This is a genomic window from Proteus myxofaciens ATCC 19692 (genome assembly GCF_001654855.1).
Classification (GTDB): domain Bacteria; phylum Pseudomonadota; class Gammaproteobacteria; order Enterobacterales; family Enterobacteriaceae; genus Proteus; species Proteus myxofaciens.
The window spans coordinates 1-25,401 of the sequence record NZ_LXEN01000018.1; the positions used below are offsets into that span (position 1 = coordinate 1).

Genomic DNA, 25,401 nt, shown 5'->3' on the forward strand with positions numbered 1-25,401 from the left:
GTAAATTAAAATACCTTCAAGTAGTTGGTAAGAAGATTCTTCAGCACCTAAATTAAATAATAAAGAAGCGATAACATACGACTCTTTGGTTAAAAAACTCACAAGCACAATCGCTAAAATCAGTAATCCGATATTTAGTATCCATTGTAATATAGTTGCAATACACTTAAGTAATTCTTCGCTCGATCTTCTCATCTTATCGTAACCTATCGGCTTATTGGGTAATAAATAAAAAACTGACAAACTCCACATAAGTCATTTTTGGGGATTTTAAAGGATTTATGTTTCTATCTCACTCTTTTTATCTTTTCGAGCTTAAAAAACCATCATAGTGATGCCATCGTCGCACTATGATGGTTTAATCGTAAATTCTTTATTACTATTGTTTATACTTGTCTTAATAGCTCAATTTTAAAAAGGTAAAGCAAGACATGGCGAAAACAATCGTTGTTGCAATTGATTTACTGGAAGATAATAAAATACAGCGCATGATTGCAGATGTTCAATTTTTAGCAAAAAACCCGCAACACTATTTTCACTTTATTGCAGTAATGCCAAATTTGCGTGCTCTTGAGACTTATAATATTCACTGTGATAGCGAATCTATTACAGAAAAAAAAGATAAAGCGCTTACCATGCTTACTGAAAAACTCACCTCATGCGTTCAACAGTTTAAACTACCCACATTACAATATTGTTGCCATGCAGTAATTGGTACACCTAATTACAATATTTTAGCATATGCCGATAAAATTGATGCTGATATGATAGTTATTGGATCAAGCTCAAGAAATAAAGACAATATTACTTTTGGTTCTACCGCAGATTATATTGTGAATAACACCTCCCGCTCTGTCTTTATTATTCGCTAGCTTTTCTTTCCTGATTAGCAATCAGCTCTTTAAGCGTTATTGCTAATCAGCGAATAATAACGATATATCTTTTTAGTCAAATGTTAAAGATTGCCCAGTATTAAATGTTTTGGCGTTAAGATATTTACGACCTAATAGCCCAGTACAATGACATCCATAAACATCAACATGGCTTTCAATTGCCTTCTTAGCTCGTTGCAATGCACTTGGTGTCGCACAACGTAGATGCAACCCGCCAATAATGGCTTGGATATGGCTATCTCCTGTTATTTTTTTAGCATATTGGATAATAGATTCGATACCTGAATGACTACAGCCTGTAATAATAACCAGCCCCTTTTTACCTCGCCATACAACAAAGCTGTCATCTAATACATAATCATCTATTTCGCCACTATCACTGACGATAACACCATAACGTTTATTCACAATCCTTTCATTCACTTGCCCTGAATAAATAAAACGATTATCAATAGAATAAGGTATATCAGTTAATTTAAAGAAAAACTGTGCTTCAAGAGATGCTTTATTAAATATAGGTGCAAGTCGTTTAAATTTAATATTCTTCTGTCCACAAAAAAGTGCAGAATAGCGTATAGAAAAAAGATGAGGATGGGCTATTACTTGGGGTTTATGTATAAAATAATTTTCAGGTATTTGTGTTAAGCCACCAAAATGATCGTAATGGCCATGTGAGATAATAATGGTTTCAACCACTGTTAAATCAATCCCCATTTTTTGAGCATTTTGAATAAAGGTCTTGTCTTTACCCGTATCAAATAAAATCTTAGTTTGGCTTTCTGTATCTTCTAATAACAGTGATAACCCAGGATATGTATTAAGGGTAGAATTAATCGTATCATTTTCTAGTAAAGCGGTAATGGTCAGCATAACTATTTAATTATTATCGTTATAAAAATATCCATCTATCATAATTAAATATTTCATAATAGCTAGTTTGCTAAATCGATTATTTAAATGACAAGGCCTTATCTCATGAAAGATAAGGCCTTGAAATTATATTTATTGATAAAGCTATTGCATCATCTCTTTCGTTTTACGTTTCTTAACAAATTGATAACCAATTGCTAATACAATAAACCAAATTGGTGTCACGCTTAGTGCTTGTCTTGTATCGTGTTCTAACGCCAATAAAATCACCATAAATACAAAAAAGCCAAGGCAGAGCCACGACATAATAATACCTAATGGCATTTTATATACTGATTTTTGATGTAATTGTGGACGTTTTTTACGATAGGCTAAATAAGAGCATAAAATCATACTCCAAATAAACATGAAAAGCAGTGCTGATACTGTGGTGACTAACGTAAAAACACGCATTACATCAGGAATAAAGTAAATAAGCACAATACCGCAAGATAAGCACAAGCTAGTAAATAATAAACCATTAGCAGGCACAGAACGTTTCGATAATTGGCTAAATTGTTTTGGTGCTTCACCTTCTTTCGATAAACCAAATAGCATACGGCTTGTTGAAAATATTCCGCTATTCGCAGAAGAGGCGGCTGCCGTTAAAACAACAAAATTCACTAAACTGGCTGCTGCTGGAATACCAATGAGCACGAATAATTCAACGAAAGGACTTTTATCTGCCAATATTGAACGCCAAGGTGTCACGGACATAATAATTGCTAACGCTAATACGTAAAAAGTAATAATACGAATAGGAATTGCGTTAATTGCTTTAGGTAATGCTTTTTCAGGATCTCGAGTTTCAGCTGCCGCAGTACCTACTAATTCAATACCAACAAATGCAAATATTGCTATTTGGAAGCCTGCAAAAAATCCACTTAACCCTTTTGGAAACATTCCCCCATCATTCCAAATATTCGCTAACGCTGCGGTATGCCCTGCTGGAGATTGAAATCCAATACTAATAAGAATAACGCCAACAATAATCAGTGAGACAATCGCCGTTATTTTTATCATTGAGAACCAAAATTCCATTTCACCAAATAATTTAACCGTCGCTAAATTTAAAATAAGCAATGTTAATACACAAATAAATGAGGTGGCCCATTCAGGGAAATTAGGCGCCCAATAGCTTATATAAGAGGTGATGGCGACAATATCAGCAATACCGGTAATAACCCAGCAAAACCAATATGTCCAACCGACAAAAAAACCGGCCCATGGCCCTAATAAATCCCCTGCAAAATCACTGAAGGATTTATATTCTAAGTTAGATAATAACAGCTCGCCCATTGCCCTCATTACAAAAAATAGGACAAAACCAATAATCATATAAACAAAGATAATTGATGGCCCTGCTAGCGAAATGGTTTTACCTGATCCCATAAATAAACCAGTACCGATAGCACCACCAATTGCAATAAGCTGAATATGCCGATTTGTGAGTCCCCGTTGAAGTGTCACTTTTTTGACACTAGCGGACTGTGATATTTCTGTTTTTTCTTCCATACAATACCTGAATTTTTTTCATATTTTTGATGTTGTTTTGCCACTGTATTATTTTTAATGTGGTTATATTTGCGAAATTATTGTGACATAAATCTCAGAATAAGTAATAAAAAGATCATGTTTAGTTAAGTGAACGATGCTTTGATAGCCAAATAAAATCCTACCTTTAACTTAATAGGCGATATTTTATCCATTTGGATAAAATTTGAAATTAAGAACTTGACCACAGCATTCTAGAGGAGAATAATTACTGCATTGGGTTGTTAGCTCAGTCGGTAGAGCAGTTGACTCTTAATCAATTGGTCGGGAGTTCGAGCCTCCCACGACCCACCAAATTTACGCTGAGAAATCAGACATTTATGCCACTTAGAAATAAGTGGTTTTTTTGTATCTAGAAAAAAATGGCGACAAAATGGCGACAAAATGGCGATAGTACAATCAATTAACTGATAATTTGTCGCTGCTAATATTTACTTTTTTAATAAATAAACTCTTGCTCTTAAAACAATTTAGGGTAATTTATAAAAATTCAATAACACAAAATAAACTAGAACAATAAACTACGTTATCAATTTTATCAGAGATAAGCTCCACTTAACCTATTCGTTTTACTTACAATTACTTTTTAATTAATGGCTGCATTAGCACCCGTAAATATTTATTTTTTAATTTTGTCATTTAGAATGGATATTCTCACTTCAAGATGATAATAAATATATTTATTATCAATAAAATATAAATCATTAATTTATATAAATCTACATTTTCACTCATCATAGTTTCACTATGATTTTTATATTTTTAAAATAAAAGTAGATATTCTACTAATAAGAAAAAACGAGTAACACTCTCATTTTAGTTAATAAATAACATTAAGTAGTCACTATCCTATTCAGTGATGAATTTAAATCACATATACTGAGAAATATTCTTTATCCTGCTTATATTATGGATGCTTCTAATGAAATCACCTTTACTTGTTGCTTTATCACTCACAACATTTTGCTCTTTTTCAGCCTTAGCCTCCACATCTGAATGCACAAATGCAGAAAGACAAAAAAACTTGGCTAATAACAGTATTGCTTTGTTCGATACTCTTAATGGCCCAGTAAAGTCCGTCATAATGAGCAGTTCTTTACCTGATGACGGACGTTTTAAAGCATTAAAAGGTGAAATGCAATTTGGTCAGTGTGGTGAGCTGTTAAAAAATCACACATCAATGCAAGAATATTTTGAGAACGGTCTTGAAACGAATTTATTACGAACTGCACCTGATAACCCTTATGAATTTAAATATAAATATCAGATTAAAAATCGCTATTTAACCCATTCAGTTTATATGCAAGATATATACAATAGAAACAACAAAAATCAACTAGAAAGTAAAACAACTCGCTACTATTCCAATGAAGGTGAATTATTGGATACGATGGAAACACAATATCATTACACTAATGGACTAATTACTTCAGAAATAACTCAATCAATAACACCTGACAGCGATAAAATTGCTACACATTATACCTATACCGATCAAGGTAAATTACTCAAAGCAGTAGAAGATGATAAAACGCTTTTTGATTATCAATATGATAAAGAAGGTAAAATTCTTAAGCAAGTGCAGTATATAAAAGGTGTTTATGATGAAGATAAATCCTATGAAACCACATGCATAGAATGGGATAAATACAATAACTGTTTACAAGAAACATTAGAAAGTACGATAAAAATAGATAATGAAACAGTCAATTACAGTAAAGCGACACTGTACTATACTTATGAATATTATCAGTAAACATTTTCTATAAAGAACAAAAACAGCCTTTCAAATTCTAACAGGCTGTTTTTTTATTGATGAGTAAATATAGGAATGTATTGTTCTCAATAACCTTTTTATATAGAAATACTATTTTCCCTGTTAAAAAAGTAATCTTTATAATAATGTAAATCTTCTGATAAGAGCGATTCATCTTATAAAATACGATTACTGTTTGATTCCATTTTTACTAAATAGTAATACCACTCATTCTTCTTTTTATTCCCTTATTTTCTCATTCATCCTTTACTGTTTATTTTGTTATTAATAATGATATCTATTTAGCTTTTTATTTAGCTACATCTCACTTATCAAAAAGATAAAATGTCAAAAATACATCATGAAAATTTAATAATTTTTATTTTGAACAATTCTCATTTGCAAAAACGAAATACATAGCTTTTATTAATTAAATTATTAATTTTTGGATAAAAAATAGCTAACTAATAACATTATTGAGTAAAAGTATTAATGTATTGATATTTTATTTTATTGTTTTTCATTGATAAAAATCAAAAAAAATAATTTTTAATGTGATATTGCTAATAGTACACGAGATGAATGAGAAGGAATACTTATGAAAGATATCTATAATAAACTTGTTTTTATTATACATAAAAAATGCAATGCAGAATGTTCTATGTGTTGTTTTAAATCAAATCCTTCTTGCCATGAAAAATTAAATATTGAACGTGTTAAAGAATATCTAGATCAATCAGAAAATATTAAAGATATCACATCAGTTTCATTTACAGGTGGTGAACCTTTTCTTGAATATCGTACTCTTTTAGATTTAATAAAATATGCCACTATACGCGGAAAAAAAGCCTCTACAATTACGAATGGATACTGGGCAACGACTTATGACAAAGCGTATAAACGATTGCTTGAGCTTAAAAATAGTGGATTAACCCACCTCAATATTAGTCACGATAGCTATCACAGCCAATATGTGAAAACAGAATATGTCAAACATGTTTTAGATGCTGCAATGCAACTCAATATACCAACAACATTAGTAATGGTGACAACGAAAGGCGAACATCTCGGTCATATTGTAGATCAGTTAGGTAATGGTTTGTATGGTACTAGCTTAAGTGTTTCACCCTGTCTTCCAGCAGGAGCAGCAGCAAATTATCCTGATGATAAATTTGATAAATTGCTAAAAATAGAAGGCTTGCAATGTGTCTATGGAAGAAACATTGTGGTTGGTTATGATGGCACAATATTTCCTTGTTGCTCTCAAGTTATCTATGATAATTTTGGTTTACAATTAGGAAACTTCGAGAATATTAATTTAGCTGATGTTCTAAAGAAAACAGAAAATAATGCCTTATTATATTTGCTCAGGAATGAAAAAATCGACTTCTTTGCGGATATAGCAAAAAATAAATTAGATATAACATTACCTGATAAAGTCGTTAACGTGTGTGAATTATGTTCTCTTTTATTCAAAAAAGAAAATATTTCTCTTTACAAACCTTATATTATAGAAAAAATCAAAGAAATAAAGAAAGAACCTGTTTATGACAGATAAACTTATTAGTAATAAAAAATATAAAATAAGGCAATGCGAAAATGGTGATTGCTATATAAAAGAGATGGAAACGGGTAAATTCTTTTATAAAAAATCATTTTTTGCCTCTGAAAAATATTTATTCTTAAATAATGAAAATTTAAATTTGAATTATAGAGATAAATTCTTCATTATATTATTGTTAGTAATGATAGCGTGTAGTATTTACTTAATAAGTCATTATCAAGAATTTATCTACTGTCAATTAGAAACATTTTCTATGCTTTTAGTGGCAATTAGTTTTATTGTGATTAATGTTATATTACATGAAGCAGGCCATGGACTAACGCTCAAATTTTTTGGTGAATCAGCTGGAAAAATAAAACTAAAATTTTATTATATTTTTCCAGTTATTTCAGTAGAAACTAGCGACATTTACTTATTACCAAAGTTTAGAGCAAGCTGTGTTTGTATTGCAGGAATAATGGTCAATATTTTTTTATGTACATTTATTATTATATTTTTACCAAACTATAACTATGTCATAACACCTATTATTTCATTAATAATTTTTAGTTTAATTCCTTTTTCTGGCGTAAAGACTGATGGATATAATTTGATTGTAACAACATTAATGAACATTAATGAATTTAAAGGAAAAAGAAATAAGATCAGCATTTTTTTAGAGATATTACTTAATATTACGCTCGTCGTTGTAATGATAAATTATCTTTATAATTTATTTATTACTTAGTAAATCTCAAAACAATATTCATAGTGTACTCATACTGTGATAATGCATTAACCATACTCTAATGAGGATATAAATATGAAAAATGAAAATATTAATATCAATGTAAATAGTAAAGATGAAGAAAAAAATGAAATGGAAATGTTTGAGATGGATCTTGCTAACATGGATGAAATGGAACCAATTGAAAGTCCAGCATTCATTTGGGGTAAATGGAATTTCGCCGGTTCTTGATTTTTAATCATTCTAGTTAAATTCTAGTAATAAGAAAAAGCTGCAATGTTTTGCATTGCAGCTTTTAATTTATCATTATTATGTGTTGCGATATTCTGTTTCCGCTTCATTAAAGCGTTGCTGATTTTCTGCGCTAGGCGCTTTACCCAGCAAGCTCACAACAATAATTGCGATAGAAGCGAAAATAAATCCTGGAATAATCTCATACAATCCAAACCATTTATATTGCATCCATACTAATACGGTTAAAGCACCGATTAACATACCAGCAAATGCCGCGTTACGAGTCATTCGTTTCCATGTTACAGAAATCAGAATAACCGGCCCAAATGCAGCACCAAAGCCTGCCCACGCATTACTCACTAAATCAAGCACTTTGTTATTAGGGTCGCGTGCTAAATAAATAGCAATAATGGCCACTAATAGCACCATGCCACGCCCTACCCATACTAACTCTTTTTGACTTGCTTTTTTGCGAATAAACGGTTTATACAGATCTTCAGTTAATGCACTTGCACATACTAATAACTGACAACTTAGTGTACTCATCACTGCGGCTAATATCGCCGATAATAAGACACCCGCAATCCATGGATTAAACAATAATGAAGCCAATTCCATAAAGATACGCTCATTTTTAGCATTTACAGGCCCGGCAAGTGTTGGATTCATTTCAAAATAGGCAATACCAAAGAAACCAACAGCAACTGTTCCACATAAGCACAAAATCATCCATGTCATACCAATACGACGCGCTTTGCGAATTGTTTGATTAGAATCAGCAGCCATAAAACGCGCTAAAATATGAGGTTGACCAAAATAACCTAATCCCCATGCTAATAATGAAATAATGGCAATAAAATCTAGCCCTTTAAACATATCAAGATAAGAAGGATCTTTTGCTTTGATAATAGTAATTGATGTATCAATACCGCCAATAGAGAAAATAACAATAATAGGCGTTAATATTAGTGCGAAAATCATCAAAGTAGCTTGAACAGTATCAGTCCAACTTACCGCTAAAAAACCGCCTAAAAAGGTGTAGATAATTGTCGCAATTGCACCATAAATCATGGCTTCGTGATAAGGAATATGAAAGGTTGATTCAAAAAGCATTCCGCCAGCAACAACACCAGAAGCACAATAAATAGTAAAAAAGACAAGAATAACAACGGCTGAAATGATACGTAATATTTTGCTGTTATCATCAAAACGAGAAGTTAAATAGTCAGGCAGAGTTAATGCATTATTATTTTTTTCGGTTTGTAAACGCAACCGTCCTGCAACTAAGCGCCAATTTAACCAAGCACCAATACACAAACCGATAGCAATCCAACTTTCAGAAATTCCAGCAAGAAAGATAACGCCGGGTAATCCCATTAATAACCAACCACTCATATCAGAAGCGCCAGCTGAAAGTGCCGTTACAACACTCCCTAGCCGGCGTCCTCCTAAAATATAGTCGTCAAAATTTTTTGTCGAACGATAAGCAAGATAACCAATAAAAAGCATGCCTAGTATGTAGATTGTAAATGTAATTAGCATTGGCGATGTTAGAGCCATAATCCCAGTTCTCCATAATCTGTTTACGATTTATTAATAAAAAAGCAACATAATGTAGGAACGTTGCACTTTGTTGCGCATTAATCATCGTGTCAGTTTTTAATTAAAATAGTTTCCTTAAGAAACAGATAAAACATTTACATCAATCCTAAATTAGGTCAACAGTTTTTAACAAGTAATTAACGTTTTCGTCTTTATTTTTTGTATGTAGCTTCACACTATTTACTGTAATTAGATATTTGGCTCATAATACCCATAGAAACAATATGGCATTAATCATTTGAATTATATGGATAAATATTTCCCATAGCGCTCATGTATCATTTTATTACAAGCAAAACTCGACTATTTTCACATTATTCACAAGTATTTTATTAACATTGTTGCACAAAGTTGCAACATGCCTGATATTAAGCAGATAACATATAGTTACGCCTTGAAAATAGTAGGCATGAGATAAGGGATACTGAATGAGTAGCACAACAATGGGTGTGAGATTAGATGAAGAAACACGTCTTCGCTTAAAAAATGCCGCACAAAAATTAGATAGAACTTCGCATTGGCTGATTAAGCAGGCAATTTTTAATTATCTAGAACAGATTGAGAATGATCAGATAAGTGTAAATGATGCTTTATCACTTGAGAGAGATAATGATGATAATACAGATTCATCAACCAATACGCCAATTTATTATCAGCCATTTTTAGAGTTTGCAGAACAAATTCATCCTCAATCCGTTTTACGCTCTGCCATCACATCAGCTTATCGTCTTCCTGAAATTCAGGCTGTACCTATGCTATTACAACAAGCCACTTTGCCTGATAATGAAGCGCAAGCCACACATAACTTAGCCTATTCGATTGCTGAAAAGCTAAGAAAACAAAAAAATGGCATTGGTCGTTCTGGGCTAGTACAAGGACTATTGCAAGAATTTTCTCTTTCATCACAAGAGGGCGTCGCTTTAATGTGCTTAGCAGAAGCATTATTACGAATTCCTGATAAAGCCACACGTGATGCACTTATCCGCGATAAAATTAGCCATGGTAACTGGCGATCTCACTTAGGACAAAGCCAGTCTATGTTTGTTAATGCAGCAACATGGGGGCTGTTATTTACAGGTAAATTAGTTTCAACGCATAACGAAGAAAAACTATCTCGCTCATTGAATCGCATTCTCACCAAAAGTGGAGAGCCTTTAGTACGTAAAGGTGTCGATATGGCTATGCGCCTAATGGGAGAACAATTTGTTACAGGTGAAACTATTTCTCAAGCATTAGCGAATGCTCGTAAACTTGAAGAAAAAGGCTTTAGATATTCTTATGATATGCTAGGTGAAGCCGCGCTAACAGAAAAAGATGCTCAGGATTATTTAGTTTCTTATCAGCAAGCAATTCACGCAATTGGTAAGGCCTCTAATGGCCGTGGTATTTATGAAGGCCCGGGTATTTCGATTAAGCTTTCAGCGTTGCATCCTCGCTATAGCAGAGCACAATACGATCGTGTTATGTCTGAGCTATATCCTCGCCTGCTGTCGCTAACACTACAGGCAAAACAATATGACATTGGTATTAATATTGATGCTGAAGAAGCTGACAGGCTTGAGATTTCACTCGATCTATTAGAAAAACTCTGCTTTGAGCCTGAATTAGCTGGCTGGAATGGCATTGGCTTTGTTATTCAGGCTTATCAAAAACGTTGTCCACTCGTGATTGATTATCTTATTGATTTAGCGCGTCGTAGCCGTCGTCGTTTAATGATCCGTTTAGTTAAAGGCGCTTATTGGGATAGCGAAGTCAAACGCGCACAAGTGGATGGTTTAGAAGACTATCCTGTCTATACTCGCAAAGTGTATACAGATGTTTCTTATCTGGCTTGTGCTAAAAAGTTACTCGCATCACCTCACTTTATTTATCCGCAATTTGCCACTCATAATGCACATACGCTTTCTGCTATCTATCATTTAGCGGGTCAAAACTATTACCCTGGTCAATATGAATTCCAGTGTTTACATGGTATGGGTGAGCCACTTTATGCACAAGTTGTGGGCAAAATTGCAGATGGGAAATTAGGCCGACCTTGCCGTATTTATGCACCAGTTGGAACACATGAGACATTACTCGCTTATTTAGTACGTCGCTTACTTGAAAATGGCGCAAATACCTCATTTGTTAATCGTATTGCTGATACCACTATTTCATTAGATGAATTAGTGGCTGATCCTGTAAAAGAAGTTAACGAAATAGCGAAAGCAGAAGGACAAATTGGATTATCACATCCTAAAATTCCACTACCTGATAATCTTTATGGTGAAGAGCGTAGAAACTCAGCAGGTATTGATATGTCAAACGAACATCGTCTGGCCTCCCTTTCTAGCGCACTCTTAACTTCGGCTACTGAACAAATACGTTGTGAGCCTCTTCTTGGTGGCGAATTTACGTTAGCAGAAAAAAATATTGCGTCACAAAATATTATCAACCCAGCTAATCACTCTGATATTGTTGGTGAAGTTCGTGAAACAACAGAATCTGAGGCTGATTTTGCTTTAGATCTCGCAAAAGAAAATGGTGAGATTTGGTTTGCAACACCGCCAGCAGAAAGAGCAACGTTATTAGTACGCACTGCGGAATTAATGGAACAACAAATGGGGCCATTAATGGGTATTTTAGTGCGTGAAGCAGGTAAAACGTATAGTAATGCAATAGCTGAAGTTCGTGAAGCGATTGATTTCCTTTATTATTATGCGTCACAAGTCGCACAAGACTTTGATAATAATACCCATCGACCTTTAGGGCCTGTTGTATGTATTAGCCCATGGAACTTCCCATTAGCCATCTTTAGTGGGCAAATTGCTGCTGCATTAGCAACAGGTAATACGGTATTAGCAAAACCAGCAGAACAAACTCCATTAATTGCATTTAAAACTGTTGAGTTATTTTATCAAGCAGGCATTCCTCGTTTCGCACTGCAATTATTACCAGGACAAGGTGAAACGATTGGTGCTCGTTTAGTCGCTGATGAGCGTGTTCGCGGTGTAATGTTCACAGGGTCGACCGCTGTTGCACATATCTTACAACAAACCTTAGCGGGTCGATTAGATAGCGAAGGCCATCCTGTTCCTTTAATTGCAGAAACAGGTGGTTTAAATGCAATGATTGTTGATTCGTCTGCATTAACAGAACAAGTTGTTACTGATGTGATGGCATCAGCTTATGATAGCGCAGGTCAACGTTGTTCAGCATTACGTCTTTTATGTATTCAAGAAGAAGTCGCAGATAGCACCATTGAAATGTTAAAAGGTGCAATGGCAGAAGCCATTATTGGCGATCCTAGCTTGTTATCAACAGATATTGGCCCTGTTATTGATAAGGAAGCTAAAACGGGTATTGACCAGCATATTCAAGCAATGCGTACTGCGGGTTTCGAAGTGTATCAAGCATCTCTTAATAGCCTATCTAAGCAAGTTGAACAACAAAGCACATTTGTTCAACCCACCTTAATTGAACTTGATAAAGTCAGTTCATTGAAAAAAGAGATCTTTGGTCCTGTATTACATGTAGTTCGTTATTCAAGCCAAGAATTACCTGCATTATTAGCTGAAATTAACGCAACGGGTTATGGATTAACGATGGGCGTTCATACTCGAATTGATGAAACTATTGCTTATGTTGCAGCTAATGCCAAAGTCGGTAACTTATACGTAAACCGTAATATGGTAGGTGCTGTTGTTGGCGTACAGCCTTTTGGTGGTGAAGGATTATCAGGAACAGGACCTAAAGCAGGAGGACCGGTTTACCTCTATCGTTTATTATCAACGCGCCCTGAAAATGCAGTAACGCAAACTTTAGCGCGTCAAGATAAAACGCTCCCTCTTGATACCACAATGCGTAATGCACTATTACCGACTTATCAGCGATATATGGAATGGTTAGCAAACAAAGTAGACGCCTCACATCTTGAAGCACTAGCAGACTATGAATTAGCTTCACAAGCAGGCACATTACGCGTTTTACCAGGCCCTACAGGAGAGAGAAATACCTATCAACTTGTGCCTTGTGGCAACGTGCTGTGTATTTCAGATAATGAGCAAGATGCGCTAACACAAATTGCAGGCGTTTTAGCGTCTGGTTGCCACGCCATCTTAGTAAATAGTAACTTCTCACAAAAATACTATCAACAATTGCCAGACCATATCAGAAAGCATATTACTCTGACTGAAAGTTGGGATGATAACGCCGTTAATATTAATGCCATCATCTTCCATGGTGATAGTGACCAATTGCGAGATGTTTGTCAGAAAGTCGCTCAACGTAAAGGCGCTATTTTATCAGTACAAGGTTTTTCACGTGGGGAAACAGGGTTATTGCTTGAACGTTTACTCCATGAAAGAGCATTAAGTATTAACACTACTGCCGCCGGTGGTAATGCGAGCTTAATGACAATCAGTTAATGTAATAACAATTTAAGTCTTTATTTATAACCACTTTGATATATTAATGCGATTCAAAGTGGTTTTTATTATGTGAGCAATATCACTTTTTATAGGTTGTTATTCGCGTCTTTTACTTTTGATTCTTATACTGACATCGAAACTAATCTAAAGATTGGTTTCATCTTTATGAACTTTGAATTATTTAGCGCTCCTTTGTGAGCGTTTTTTTTATTTAATTAAATAAAAAAGGAGCAGTATTATCTGCTCCTTTTAAGGTCTCTCTTGAGCGCTATTAGTGGCTACTAATCATCGTTGAAGGTGCATCTTGGCACCAATCGAGATATTGCTCATACTTACGCAGTGCGATATTGTAGTTACTAAATGCTGAGGGAGTGAGCTTTTTACTCAGGTCTGACTGAATTTTCTCTGTTGTAAATTCTTGACGAGGGAAATTCGTTGAAGTCAGTAATTCATCGAGACGACGTAAACGAACCACATACTCACGAACAGTACTGTGGCTCATCTCCGTTTGTTCAAATAAATACTGCTTAAAAGACATAATGTCAAAGTAGTCAGTTTCACTATTACAGTAAATCTCACTACAGAAACGACATAGTGCAGAAAACTTCTCTTGAAGTGTTCCCCATGTTTCATCATCAATTAAATCCGTCATTTCAGAAATGGCTTCTTTATTGATAACTTGGCGATTGAAGACAAGTGAAATTCTATCAAGCGCTTTGTGGCAATGTAAACAATGGGTCTGGCTGTGTTTATAGTCTTTAATATAACGGCTTAGAGGCCGTTTCTTTTGTGTTGAAACAGACATAAGAGATAAAGCCCTGTGTTGTAGTCTTAAACAAAAACAAAAATAAGCAAAACTTCTATTTCTCTGGGTTTAGGCGTGCTCGCAACCTTTTTATGGCTTGGCTGTGTAGCTGGCTTACGCGAGATTCCCCGACATCAAGCACTGCACCTATTTCTTTCAAATTAAGTTCTTCCTGATAATACAAGGTAAGAACCATTTTTTCCCTTTCGGGTAGCAATTCTATCGCGTCTATGACTCTTTGGCGAATATCACTTTCCAATAACATCTGTAATGGGTTGTCATTATGATCTTCGTCTTGAGACGGTTCACAGCTTTCACCGTAAATTTCATGCCATTCGTCATAAGAGAACAATTGGCTGTTATTTGTATCTAATAAGATTTGACGGTATTGTGCTAACTCAATCTGCAAATGATCAGCAACTTCCTGTTCTGCTGGTGGTCGTCCAAGATCCTGCTCTAACTGATGAATAGATTGTGTGACTTCTCTTGCATTACGACGCACACTGCGTGGTGCCCAATCGCGACTACGCAACTCATCTAACATTGAGCCACGAATACGTTGAACCGCATAAGTGGTAAAGGCGGCACCTTGCATTGAGTCATATCGCTCAACGGCATTGAGAAGCCCTATTCCACCCGCTTGCAAAAGATCGTCCAATTCAACACTAGCAGGCAATTTAACCTGTAATCGTAATGCTTCATGGCGAACCAACGGGACATATCGCTCCCAGAGGCTATTTTTGTCCATCACGCCTTCGGCGGTATACAAATCACTCACAACAAAAGACACCTTTGGATAAAAGACCGAATATCATTATCCGGCGAAATAAACTTAGCAATCGACTGAACAGTGAAACAAAAGCCTCTCTTTTTCACCTATGCCAAATTTTCAGTGGAAATTGGGTTTTCATTGAAAAATTAATTTGTCATTACATTACGCAAGATACTTTATCCTAAAATTAAACGACTAATCCTTAGAAAAACCGTTAATTAAATTGATAAATTAGCGCATTAAAAATGAATTCACTCAAAAATGATGTCTCTGTTCATAAAAATGTTAATAAAAAATAACATATAAATCATAGAATTTACTTTTCATTATTTAGCTAACTTTTATTTATTAAAACCACACACAAGATAATTGATTAATATTATTATTAAATAGATGAGAAAACACCCATATTGAATAAACAATATGGGTATTTGTTTTACTAAAAGAATTTAATTTAAAATCAAAGCTTAACGTAGTAGTGATAAAACATTTTGAGGGGCTTGGTTAGCTTGTGCTAATACCGCAGTACCGGCTTGTTGCAGAATTTGGCCTTTGCTCATATTAGACACTTCTGTTGCATAATCAGCATCTAAAATACGGCTATTTGCTGCACTTAAATTAGTGACGGTATTATTTAAGTTATTGACTGTAGATTCTAGACGATTCTGTACTGCACCCATGGCACTACGTAGGCTATCAACTTGGGCTAATGCTTTATCTAGGGTTTCTAGTGGTTTTTCTTTTGCTTCATCAATAGTGAGTGCTTTGCCTATTTTTACCGTTGCTTCATCACCAGGTGTTGCGGCAGGGTCAACGGTTGTTGATAAATACTCAACTGTACCATCTTGTTTTGTGGCTTTTACAATTATTGATGTATTATCATCTTTTCCTGTTGTGCTATCAGTTCCATGTAGCACTTCATAACTCTTATATGTTTTAGTTTTATCTGTTGCACTAACTGTATCAATAAATGACTGTTCAAACTTAAACCCTACTGTTTCTTCAGTAGGCTTCCCTTTATTAACAACGACATCTGTTGCTTTTGCACCTAATGCACCTTTAGCAGATAAATCCAATTTATCAACACCTAGCACAGTAGCATCCATCTTTTTCAGATCAACACTGATTTGTTCTTTATCATTTGCACCAATTTGCAGATTTAATGCAGTATCACCGCTTAAGACTTTTACGCCATTAAATTGAGTTTGTTCTGAAATACGGTTAATTTCTGCTGTACGTTGTGTGACTTCTTCTTGAATTGACTTAATATCGGATTCTGAGTTTGAGCCATTTTTCGCTTGAACAGTTAATTCACGAATACGTTGTAAATTATTGTTAATTTCGTTTAACGCACCTTCTGTAGTTTGTGCGATAGAAATACCGTCATTGGCGTTACGAGCGGCTTGAGTTAATCCTTTTACATTGGCAGTAAAACGGTTTGAAATTGCTTGACCCGCGGCATCATCTTTTGCGCTATTAATACGTAGACCAGAAGATAAACGTTGGATTGCATTCCCTAATGCGCTTTGTGAACGATTTAGGTTATTTTGAGTAACTAATGATAGAACATTAGTATTAATAACTTGTGCCATAATAAGTTCCTTTATTGGCGTTTATTAAATAATATTAATTCAATTCCTAAATACATAATCAATATTTAATTAAAATAGTCATTTTAATTTCGTATTTAAAAATAAATTAATAGTAAGTTTTAATATTTATTTAATTACTATTATCTTAAGAGTGATAATACGTTTTGAGGTGCTTGGTTAGCTTGTGCTAATACCGCAGTACCGGCTTGTTGCAGAATTTGGCCTTTGCTCATATTCGACACTTCTGTTGCATAATCAGCATCTAAAATACGGCTATTTGCTGCACTTAAATTAGTGACGGTATTATTTAAGTTATTGACTGTGGATTCTAGACGATTCTGTACTGCACCCATAGCGCTACGTAAGCTATCAACTTGTGCTAGTGCATCATCTAACCCTTTTAAAGGAGCATCATTAATAGACGGAGACGCTGATTTTATTTCGGTACCTTTAGTTAATTCAATTTTACCACCAGGAATAAAGGTTTTATCTGCTGTTTTTAGGACATTTGATGTATCTTGAGTACCTTCATAGAATTTGGTATCACCATTTTTGTCTTTAACTTCAATCACTAATTTAGATTTATCTTCTTTACCATTTGAATCTACGCCATAATAGACATCACTTAGTGTTTCATTTGATGCTTGTAACGTTGTTTTTAAGCTCGTAGTATCGATATCAAAGTTTTGTTTTGTATAAGGATCACTTGCGGATACCTTACCTGTTATTTCCATGGAACTTGCTTTACTACCATGAGGCCCTGATGTTTTAACGGATAAATCTAATTTATCGATACCTAAAGTAGTGGCATCCATTTTTTTCAAATCAACACTGATTTGCTCTTTATCATTAGCGCCGATTTGCAGATTTAACGCAGTATCACCGCTTAAGACTTTTACGCCATTAAATTGAGTTTGCTCTGAAATACGGTTAATTTCAGCAGTACGTTGAGTCACTTCTTCCTGAATTGACTTAATATCTGATTCTGAATTTGAACCATTTTTTGCTTGAACGGTTAATTCACGAATACGTTGTAAATTATTATTGATTTCATTCAATGCACCTTCAGTGGTTTGTGCAATTGAAATACCGTCATTCGCATTACGTGCAGCTTGAGTTAACCCTTTCACATTAGCGGTAAAACGGTTTGAAATCGCTTGGCCTGCCGCATCATCTTTTGCACTGTTAATACGTAGACCAGAAGATAAACGTTGAATAGCATTCCCTAATGCGCTTTGTGAACGATTTAAATTATTTTGAGTCACCAGTGATAACACATTGGTATTAATAACTTGAGCCATAATAAGTTCCTTTATTGGCGTTTATTAAATACCACTAATTAAATTCCTAAATACATAATCAATATTTAAATAAATATGGTCATTTTAATTTCGTATTTAAAAATAAATTAATGGTTTTTATTTTAATATTTAAATATATTTATAAGAATGTTATCGTAATAACGATAATACGTTTTGAGGGGCTTGGTTAGCTTGTGCTAATACCGCAGTACCGGCTTGTTGCAGAATTTGGCCTTTACTCATATTAGAGACTTCTGTTGCATAATCAGCATCTAAAATACGGCTATTCGCTGCACTTAAATTAGTCACTGTATTATTTAAGTTATTAATAGTAGATTCTAAACGGTTTTGTACTGCACCCATTGCACTACGCAGGCTATCAACTTGGGCTAATGCTTTATCTAGGGTTTCTAGTGGTTTTTCTTTGGCTTCATCAAATTTTACAGCACTACCAGTATTATCTACTTTCGCACCAGCACCTGCTTTACCTGGGGTTACATTACCTTCATTATAAGACTCCACACCCTTAGCATCTACAGTATGAACAATAACTTTTGATTTATCATCATTACCATTAGCATGTTTAGCATAGTAGATATCATAGCTTTTAATAGTACCTGCTTTTACTTTACCATCTAAGTCTGATGTATCTATTTTCTGTGTTTCAGTCGTTGCTGTAGGTGCAGTACCAGTGGTTATTTCAACTGATGTTGCTTTTGAACCTAATACACTTTTTGCTGATAGATCCAACTTATCAACACCCAGTACTGTGGCATCCATCTTTTTCAGATCAACACTGATTTGCTCTTTATCATTTGCACCAATTTGCAGATTTAATGCAGTATCACCGCTTAAGACTTTTACGCCATTAAATTGAGTTTGCTCTGAAATACGGTTAATTTCAGCAGTACGTTGAGTCACTTCTTCCTGAATTGACTTAATATCTGATTCTGAATTTGAACCATTTTTAGCTTGAACGGTTAATTCACGAATACGTTGTAAGTTGTTATTAATTTCGTTTAACGCGCCTTCCGTGGTTTGTGCGATTGAAATACCATCATTCGCATTACGTGCTGCTTGAGTTAACCCTTTCACATTAGCAGTGAAACGGTTTGAAATTGCTTGACCCGCAGCATCATCTTTTGCGCTATTAATACGTAGACCTGAAGATAAACGTTGGATTGCATTCCCTAATGCGCTTTGTGAACGATTTAGGTTATTTTGAGTAACTAATGATAGAACATTAGTATTAATAACTTGTGCCATACAATATTCCTTCGACTTGATTTTAAAAACAATAAAATGAATAGGTGGCTATTACGTCACTGTAATAACCTTACCTAAACACTATCGTCATCAATTCCGAGGGTTTTACGATTTTTGGCGTCGCGAAAATAGCAATAAAAGCCAGTCTGTTAATTTTTAAGAAGTTATTGAGAAGTAGAATAAATAATAAGAATAAAAAAAGACGCTCTGCTGAGCGCCTTTGATATAGAAAGGTATCTTTTGTGCCAGTGTACGAATTAACCTCGTAACAGACCCATAACTGTTTGTGGTATTTGGTTTGCTTGAGCAAGTACTGAAGTACCCGCTTGTTGCAGAATTTGACCACGGCTCATGTTAGACACTTCTGTTGCATAGTCAGCATCTAAGATACGGCTACGTGAAGCAGATAAGTTGTTAACAGTGTTGTTTAAGTTATTGATAGTAGATTCAAAACGGTTTTGAATCGCACCTAATTTAGAACGGCTTTCATCAATTTTGTTGATAGCTTTGTCTAAAGTTTCTAAAGCGTTATCTTTAACATCTAATTTTGCTTTACCATCAGTTGCTTTAAATGCTTCTTCAGTGCCATCAATTTTAACTTTACCAGCATCATCTTTTAAGTTAGCAATAACTTCTGTACCATCATCTTTAGTGATTACATATTTATTAGCAACTTCAGCACCCGCTTCTTTGTATTTAGTTGCTGATTTAATACCAGCATCAAAAACTGAACCAGTTTTGATATCATCAGCTGTAACTGCATCACCTTTCGCTTTTGCAGTACCAGCTGCTGTTTTTTCAAACAATTTATCGCTTTCAACACCTAATACTTTATTATCAATTTTATCTAAGTTAAATTTGATAACTTCGTTGTCGTTAGTACCGACTTGGATAGTCATTTCTGACTTCTCACCGCTCAGTACTTTAACACCATTGAATTGAGTTTGTTCAGAAATACGATCAATTTCAGATAAACGTTCAGTAACTTCGTTTTGGATTGAAGTGATGTCTGAGTCAGAGTTTGTGCCATTTTTAGCTTGAACAGTTAACTCACGGATACGTTGTAAGTTACTGTTGATTTCGTTTAATGCACCTTCTGTAGTTTGAGCGATTGAGATACCGTCGTTCGCATTACGTGAAGCTTGAGTTAAACCATTAATGTTAGAAGTGAAACGGTTACCAATCGCTTGACCTGCTGCATCATCTTTTGCGCTATTGATACGCAGACCAGAAGACAGACGCTCGATTGCACTTCCTAAAGCACCCTGAGATTTGTTCAGGTTGTTTTGAGTTACCAGAGAAAGGTAGTTTGTGTTAATGACTTGTGCCATAGCTAGATTCCTTTAAAATCAAGTCGATAAAATATAAGTTTGCCTATTCATTTCGGTGTAAATCACCGGCAACAGTTTTATCGGCACCCCACATATAACCTTTAACTTTTCTAACAATTTTTTCTGTGTTTTTTTATAGAATGATACTCAACTTAATGATAAACAAAGAAATTAATTTATCATTTTTTTATATTAATTTTATCAATTCTTGTCTGTCACCATTTTTTTCTTAAAACGACTCTATTTTATGATGCTGATAAATGGCTTCTTTATGGACGCTTGTTTGGCTTATAGAAAAAAAGAAAAACACGTAAACTTTTTGCCTAGAATACCGATAATGTTTTTTGAGGATTATCTTAAGAACACAGAAAGGAGACCAGTATGGCTGGTATTGCAACATTAGGCGCAGGCTCAGGGATGCCTCTAGGCCAAACCTTGGCTCAATTAGAGGCAGCGGAAAATAAACGCCTTGAGCCCCTAGATAAACAAATGAAAAGCTATGAAGCGCAAATTACCGCTTATGGAAAAATGCGTGGACAACTTGATAAATTACAAAAAGCCTCAGAAGATTTAAAAAAATTCGACAAAATTGTTGCGACAAAAGTTGATGATGAATTTGATGCGTTTAAAGTAACAACTGATGGTAAAGCTAGCGTAGGTAACTACACTGTTTCAGTTGAGCAACTTGCTAAATCTCAGTCATTAAAAACAACCGCTGTTGATGATGTAAAAAAACCTATCGGCAAAACATTAGGTGATGGCAATACAAGAACGCTGACAATTACGCAAGAAGGTGAGAAGGAGCCTCTTGTTATTACATTATCAGATAAACAAACCTCTATTATTGAATTGCGCGATGCTATCAATAAGAAAGAAGGGAATGTTTCTGCAACTATTGTAAAAGCAAAAGATGGTGAAAACTATTTAACCCTGACATCTCGAAAAGAAGGTACAAAATCAGAGATGGTTATCAAGGTTGATGGAGATGATGACCTTGCTAAATTCCTTAACTACGATCCTAAAAATACTGCACCTCTCGATCCTTCAAAACCAGATTCAAATTTAGTTGATAAAACATCAGGTATTACTCAAGTTGTTAAAGCGCAAAATTCCAAACTCAGTATTAATGGTATTGAAATTGAACGCCAAACTAATGAGATTAAAGATGCTCCTGAAGGGATTATCTTAAATCTAAAGAAAAAAACCGACGATAATAAAGACGGTGTTGATAAACCAGAAATTGTTAGTATTGAACGTGATATTGAGCCAATGAAAAAGGCCATTAGCGCGTGGACAGATGCTTATAATGAATTAAGTAAGACCTACAAAGACTTGACTAAATATACTCAAGTTGAAAAAGGTGAAGATGCGGCAAAAGACAACGGTGTGTTATTAGGTGATAGCACTAGCCGTATGATTATGTCTGAGCTAAAAAGCTATATTACACGTTCTCAAAATTCTACAGATATTGATACGCTAAATAAAATGGGTATCAAATTTAAAGTAGACGGTACATTAGATGTTGATAGTAAAAAACTCGATGATGCGTTAAAGGAAAAACCTGCTAACGTAAAAGAATTTTTTATGGGGGATGGTAAAGAGACTGGCTTTGGTACTCAAACTTATAATTTCCTGAAAAAAACACTGCAATCTAATGATGGTACGCTAGATGTTGCTACTGATGGTGTAAAAAAACGCAAAAAAACATTAGATAATCAAATTAAAAATACAAAACGCAATATAGAAGCGACAATGGAACGTTATAAACATCAGTTCCAGCAATTAGATAAAATGGTAAATTCCATGACGAACGCAAGCTCATCACTTGGTCGCTTATTAATGTAATTAAAAGTAGGATATTATGTATCAACAATCAGCCAGTAAAATGTATGCGCAAATAGACATTGAAAGTGAGATTTTAAATGCCTCTCCTTACCAGCTGATCCAGATCTTATTTAATGGGGCGCTTAGCGCCCTTCGCCGTGCACTAATATTAATGGAACAAGGAAATATCGCCGGTAAAGGCGAGAATATTTCTAAAGCTATTAATATTATAAGTAGTGGTTTAAAACAAGGTTTGGATAAGGAAAAAGGTGGGGAATTAGCAGAAAATTTAGAATTGCTTTATGACTATATGGTTAGTCAATTGCTTGACGCTAATTTAAAAAATAATCCAGAAAAAATTCATGAAGTCATCAAGCTCTTAACTGAAATCTCTGATGCTTGGCAACAAATTGGCACACAGATTAGTTCTTATTAAAATAGAGTGGATAACAATATGGACATTATGGCGGCTTACAGTCATGTTTTAAATTTAAGTGAGCAAATGTTAACGCTTGCCAATAATCAGCAATGGGACAAGCTGATAGAAATGGAAATGGATTATTTAAAAAGCGTAGAGGCAATGACTAAATTAGCTAAGCCCGCTAATTGTCAGCTAGCTACTCAACAAATACTCACTGAGGTTTTAAAAAATATATTAGAAAATGAAAATGAGACGCGCAATTTATTACGGGCAAGATTAGATGAGCTTGGTATGTTAATAAAACAGACTGGACAAGAGCAGAGGATACAAAATAGCTATGGTCAGTTTACAGAGCATAGCTATTACCCTGATCTCAATCTCAAATAATTAACCTCTGCGCCAAAAGCTACTTTTAATAGCTAATGGCGTCTTTAATCTGTGTAACATCTTATTAATTCCGCTTTTTATTTGTTATCGGGAACACTTTAATGCTATTTATCCCTCATTATATTGTGTTAATAGCATATCAATATGAGGAATATTATCTTCAAGATAACTTTCTGAAGTGATAGCAAAGCCATGTGATTGATAAAAAGACACCAAATACTCTTGAGCCATAATTTTAATTGTATTTGTATTAAATAATTCAAGTGTCATTGAAATCGCTTTTGTCATTAATTCATGAGCAAGACCACTTCCTCGATAATCTTTAGCCACGATCACCCTACCTATTGATGCTTGAGAAAAAGTAACATCCTGCGGTAATAAACGTGTATATGCTATTATTTGTTGACTATTTTCACTTTTTGCAAATAAGTGCCATGTTTGTTTATCTAAACCATCAATATCTTGATAAATACATTGTTGCTCGCAAATAAATACCTCATTTCTTAATGCAATGATGTCATAAAGCTCATCAAGAGTAAGTTCTGAAAATGATTTCAAAATCCAAGTCATCTAATCCAACCTTTAATCTCTGCCCTTTAATATAAGTTAACTCTAATATAGCAAATTTATCGATAATATAAAGATCGTCCGTTTATTACAGACGATCTTATTAAAAAAAGTGAATATCAATAAATGGATTATTTAATCACATCATACATATCAATATTTTTCTTATAATCGAGCGTTAAACCTGCTGCAGGATTATATTGTGTACCGTAAATCTCTGAGAACGCTTTTCCTGTCTTACCTAATGATACTTTGCGTTCATCTTTACCCGTACTATCATAAAGCGAATAAGTGGTACGACGCATCGCAAGATATTTTTCAGCATCCTCTTCTATTTCCATTTGATATTCAGATATTTGTTTATCCGTCAGTACTAATTTATTTGATAAATTGCATCCCCAACGTGTTAAACACACTTCTGCAAAATGACGCACTAAAATACCGGGAGCATAAAGACTATTTTTTCCATTATTACCGTCTATCGAGGCATTACCTACTAGCGTTGCATGTCTTCCTGACATTGGAAATATATGCATTTTAGTACTTGATGTTATTATTGGAATGACACAATCAAATCCTCTAGAACGTTCATCTTTTGCATAAAATCCGACATACTCTTTAACATTTTCACCCAGAGTTACTCTCTCTGACTGAAAATTTAGTGGGCCAGGAACTGGGTCTATTGTAAAAATATTAACTGGGATTGATTTTAATTCAGGTGAATTTAGCATCGCATTTGCTAGCATGTGGCAAGTAATACCACCACGGCTCCAACCAATTAAATTAACTTGAGTAGGGATAATCCCCTCTTTACGAAATAGCTGAATAATTTTTTGTTGAAGTTGTTGCTGAGTAATATGGCGATTGCCATAATCATATTTACGCCATAAAAAAGAACCGGTGACTTTAACATCTTCAATTGGAATACCAGCCTTTTTTAATTGATTATATTGTTCTTGCGTTAATTTTTCTCTTTGCCAATCAAAATGACCGTTAATTAAACAAAGTGCATGTTTAACATTTTCTTCCCAACCACTTCCAAATAAAGAGCCTTTTAAATCAGAATAATTTGGACTTTCAACCCATAAGTCATCTTCTTGTAAATTACCGCTACCTGGTCCATCAACAATAAACCACTCAGCAAACTCTCGACCTTGGTTATTTTTAGCGAGTGTAGAGACTAATTCACCTTGCCAAAAAGAAGGGTTACTATCATCAAATGAATTAGAGCTTGTACCACAGAAATAAATTGTTAAAATCGTCATAATTAAAAAATCCTTTTATAAATAACTTAAAATCAAATAGTTGATTTTAATTCCTTGTTGTAGGCTACTCCTTAGCCTGAATAAAGCTTAACGACTATTATTATTTACTTCAATTATAAAATAGATATTTGCAAAGCTCAGATCACATAATTAAATTTTATTTAATTAAAATTAATAAGTAAATAAGAACACCTAAGTTATTTTTTATTAATTTTTTTATGT

The 25,401-nt window shown here is 34.3% G+C and carries 20 protein-coding genes, 1 tRNA gene and 1 pseudogene; 10 read left to right on the forward strand and 12 right to left on the reverse strand.

Annotated elements, in window-relative coordinates:
* A pseudogene (locus M983_RS02155) lies at positions 1-195 on the reverse strand (phosphate-starvation-inducible protein PsiE); the annotation flags it as partial.
* Between the two features lie 236 nt (positions 196-431).
* On the opposite strand from M983_RS02155, the gene M983_RS02160 reads away from it, so the two are divergent.
* Positions 432-872: a universal stress protein gene (locus tag M983_RS02160; protein WP_066746352.1), complete on the forward strand. Its 441-nt coding sequence runs from the start codon at positions 432-434 to the stop codon at positions 870-872.
* A gap of 72 nt (positions 873-944) precedes the next feature.
* On the opposite strand, the gene M983_RS02165 is transcribed toward M983_RS02160, so the two are convergent.
* The gene (locus M983_RS02165; protein WP_066746355.1) at positions 945-1,763 is read right to left on the reverse strand and encodes an MBL fold metallo-hydrolase; all 819 of its coding nucleotides are present in this window, start codon (positions 1,761-1,763) and stop codon (positions 945-947) included.
* Between the two features lie 144 nt (positions 1,764-1,907).
* The gene (cycA, locus tag M983_RS02170) at positions 1,908-3,317 is read right to left on the reverse strand and encodes a D-serine/D-alanine/glycine transporter (RefSeq protein WP_066746357.1); all 1,410 of its coding nucleotides are present in this window, start codon (positions 3,315-3,317) and stop codon (positions 1,908-1,910) included.
* A 257-nt stretch (positions 3,318-3,574) separates the two neighbouring features.
* Between cycA and M983_RS02175 the strand changes: the two genes are divergently transcribed.
* The 5 genes from M983_RS02175 to M983_RS17340 all read left to right on the forward strand — a co-directional run bounded on the left by M983_RS02175 (position 3,575) and on the right by M983_RS17340 (position 7,634).
* Positions 3,575-3,650, forward strand: a tRNA-Lys gene (locus tag M983_RS02175).
* Positions 3,651-4,278: 628 nt separating this feature from the next.
* Positions 4,279-5,112: a hypothetical protein gene (locus M983_RS02180; protein WP_066746359.1), complete on the forward strand. Its 834-nt coding sequence runs from the start codon at positions 4,279-4,281 to the stop codon at positions 5,110-5,112.
* A 598-nt stretch (positions 5,113-5,710) separates the two neighbouring features.
* Positions 5,711-6,670 carry a radical SAM protein gene (locus M983_RS02185; RefSeq protein ID WP_066746361.1) on the forward strand — a complete coding sequence of 320 codons (960 nt, stop codon included), beginning with the start codon at positions 5,711-5,713 and terminating at the stop codon, positions 6,668-6,670.
* The gene (locus M983_RS02190) at positions 6,660-7,403 is read left to right on the forward strand and encodes a hypothetical protein (protein WP_066746364.1); all 744 of its coding nucleotides are present in this window, start codon (positions 6,660-6,662) and stop codon (positions 7,401-7,403) included. The genes M983_RS02185 and M983_RS02190 overlap by 11 nt, the downstream gene beginning before the upstream one ends.
* Positions 7,404-7,478: 75 nt before the next feature.
* Positions 7,479-7,634, forward strand: a complete 156-nt coding sequence (locus M983_RS17340) for a hypothetical protein (RefSeq protein WP_157091911.1) — start codon at positions 7,479-7,481, stop codon at positions 7,632-7,634.
* A gap of 78 nt (positions 7,635-7,712) precedes the next feature.
* On the opposite strand, the gene putP is transcribed toward M983_RS17340, so the two are convergent.
* A complete protein-coding gene (putP, locus tag M983_RS02195; RefSeq protein WP_066746366.1) occupies positions 7,713-9,197 on the reverse strand; it encodes a sodium/proline symporter PutP in 1,485 nt (494 codons plus the stop codon).
* 470 nt (positions 9,198-9,667) lie between these two features.
* On the opposite strand from putP, the gene putA reads away from it, so the two are divergent.
* Positions 9,668-13,645 (forward strand): trifunctional transcriptional regulator/proline dehydrogenase/L-glutamate gamma-semialdehyde dehydrogenase, encoded by a 3,978-nt coding sequence (putA, locus tag M983_RS02200; protein ID WP_066746368.1) that lies wholly within the window; start codon positions 9,668-9,670, stop codon positions 13,643-13,645.
* Positions 13,646-13,919: 274 nt separating this feature from the next.
* Here the strand turns inward: putA and fliZ are convergent, their stop codons facing one another.
* From fliZ to M983_RS02230, 6 genes are all read right to left on the reverse strand, one after another.
* Positions 13,920-14,453 (reverse strand): flagella biosynthesis regulatory protein FliZ, encoded by a 534-nt coding sequence (fliZ, locus tag M983_RS02205; protein ID WP_066746371.1) that lies wholly within the window; start codon positions 14,451-14,453, stop codon positions 13,920-13,922.
* Positions 14,454-14,508: 55 nt separating this feature from the next.
* The gene (locus M983_RS02210; RefSeq protein WP_066746375.1) at positions 14,509-15,231 is read right to left on the reverse strand and encodes an RNA polymerase sigma factor FliA; all 723 of its coding nucleotides are present in this window, start codon (positions 15,229-15,231) and stop codon (positions 14,509-14,511) included.
* Between the two features lie 461 nt (positions 15,232-15,692).
* Complete coding sequence (locus tag M983_RS02215) at positions 15,693-16,817, reverse strand: FliC/FljB family flagellin (RefSeq protein ID WP_066746378.1); 1,125 nt, start codon at positions 16,815-16,817, stop codon at positions 15,693-15,695.
* Between the two features lie 140 nt (positions 16,818-16,957).
* Entirely contained in the window at positions 16,958-18,118 is a 1,161-nt protein-coding gene (locus tag M983_RS02220) for a FliC/FljB family flagellin (RefSeq protein ID WP_066746381.1), read from the reverse strand.
* Between the two features lie 150 nt (positions 18,119-18,268).
* On the reverse strand, positions 18,269-19,384 hold the full coding sequence (locus tag M983_RS02225) for a FliC/FljB family flagellin (RefSeq protein ID WP_066746383.1): 1,116 nt from the start codon (positions 19,382-19,384) through the stop codon (positions 18,269-18,271).
* A gap of 257 nt (positions 19,385-19,641) precedes the next feature.
* Entirely contained in the window at positions 19,642-20,715 is a 1,074-nt protein-coding gene (locus M983_RS02230; RefSeq protein ID WP_066746385.1) for a FliC/FljB family flagellin, read from the reverse strand.
* Between the two features lie 381 nt (positions 20,716-21,096).
* On the opposite strand from M983_RS02230, the gene fliD reads away from it, so the two are divergent.
* Genes fliD through fliT form a run of 3 tightly spaced genes read left to right on the forward strand, consistent with a single transcriptional unit; the run spans position 21,097 to position 23,347 of the window.
* Positions 21,097-22,560 (forward strand): flagellar filament capping protein FliD, encoded by a 1,464-nt coding sequence (gene fliD / locus M983_RS02235; RefSeq protein WP_066746396.1) that lies wholly within the window; start codon positions 21,097-21,099, stop codon positions 22,558-22,560.
* A 16-nt stretch (positions 22,561-22,576) separates the two neighbouring features.
* Complete coding sequence (fliS, locus tag M983_RS02240; protein WP_066746399.1) at positions 22,577-22,975, forward strand: flagellar export chaperone FliS; 399 nt, start codon at positions 22,577-22,579, stop codon at positions 22,973-22,975.
* An 18-nt stretch (positions 22,976-22,993) separates the two neighbouring features.
* Positions 22,994-23,347 carry a flagellar protein FliT gene (gene fliT / locus M983_RS02245; protein WP_066746402.1) on the forward strand — a complete coding sequence of 118 codons (354 nt, stop codon included), beginning with the start codon at positions 22,994-22,996 and terminating at the stop codon, positions 23,345-23,347.
* A gap of 108 nt (positions 23,348-23,455) precedes the next feature.
* Here the strand turns inward: fliT and M983_RS02250 are convergent, their stop codons facing one another.
* Both M983_RS02250 and M983_RS02255 read right to left on the reverse strand, forming a co-directional pair.
* Positions 23,456-23,917: a GNAT family N-acetyltransferase gene (locus M983_RS02250; protein ID WP_066746405.1), complete on the reverse strand. Its 462-nt coding sequence runs from the start codon at positions 23,915-23,917 to the stop codon at positions 23,456-23,458.
* A gap of 128 nt (positions 23,918-24,045) precedes the next feature.
* Complete coding sequence (locus M983_RS02255; protein ID WP_066746408.1) at positions 24,046-25,179, reverse strand: hypothetical protein; 1,134 nt, start codon at positions 25,177-25,179, stop codon at positions 24,046-24,048.
* Positions 25,180-25,401 lie beyond the last annotated feature (222 nt).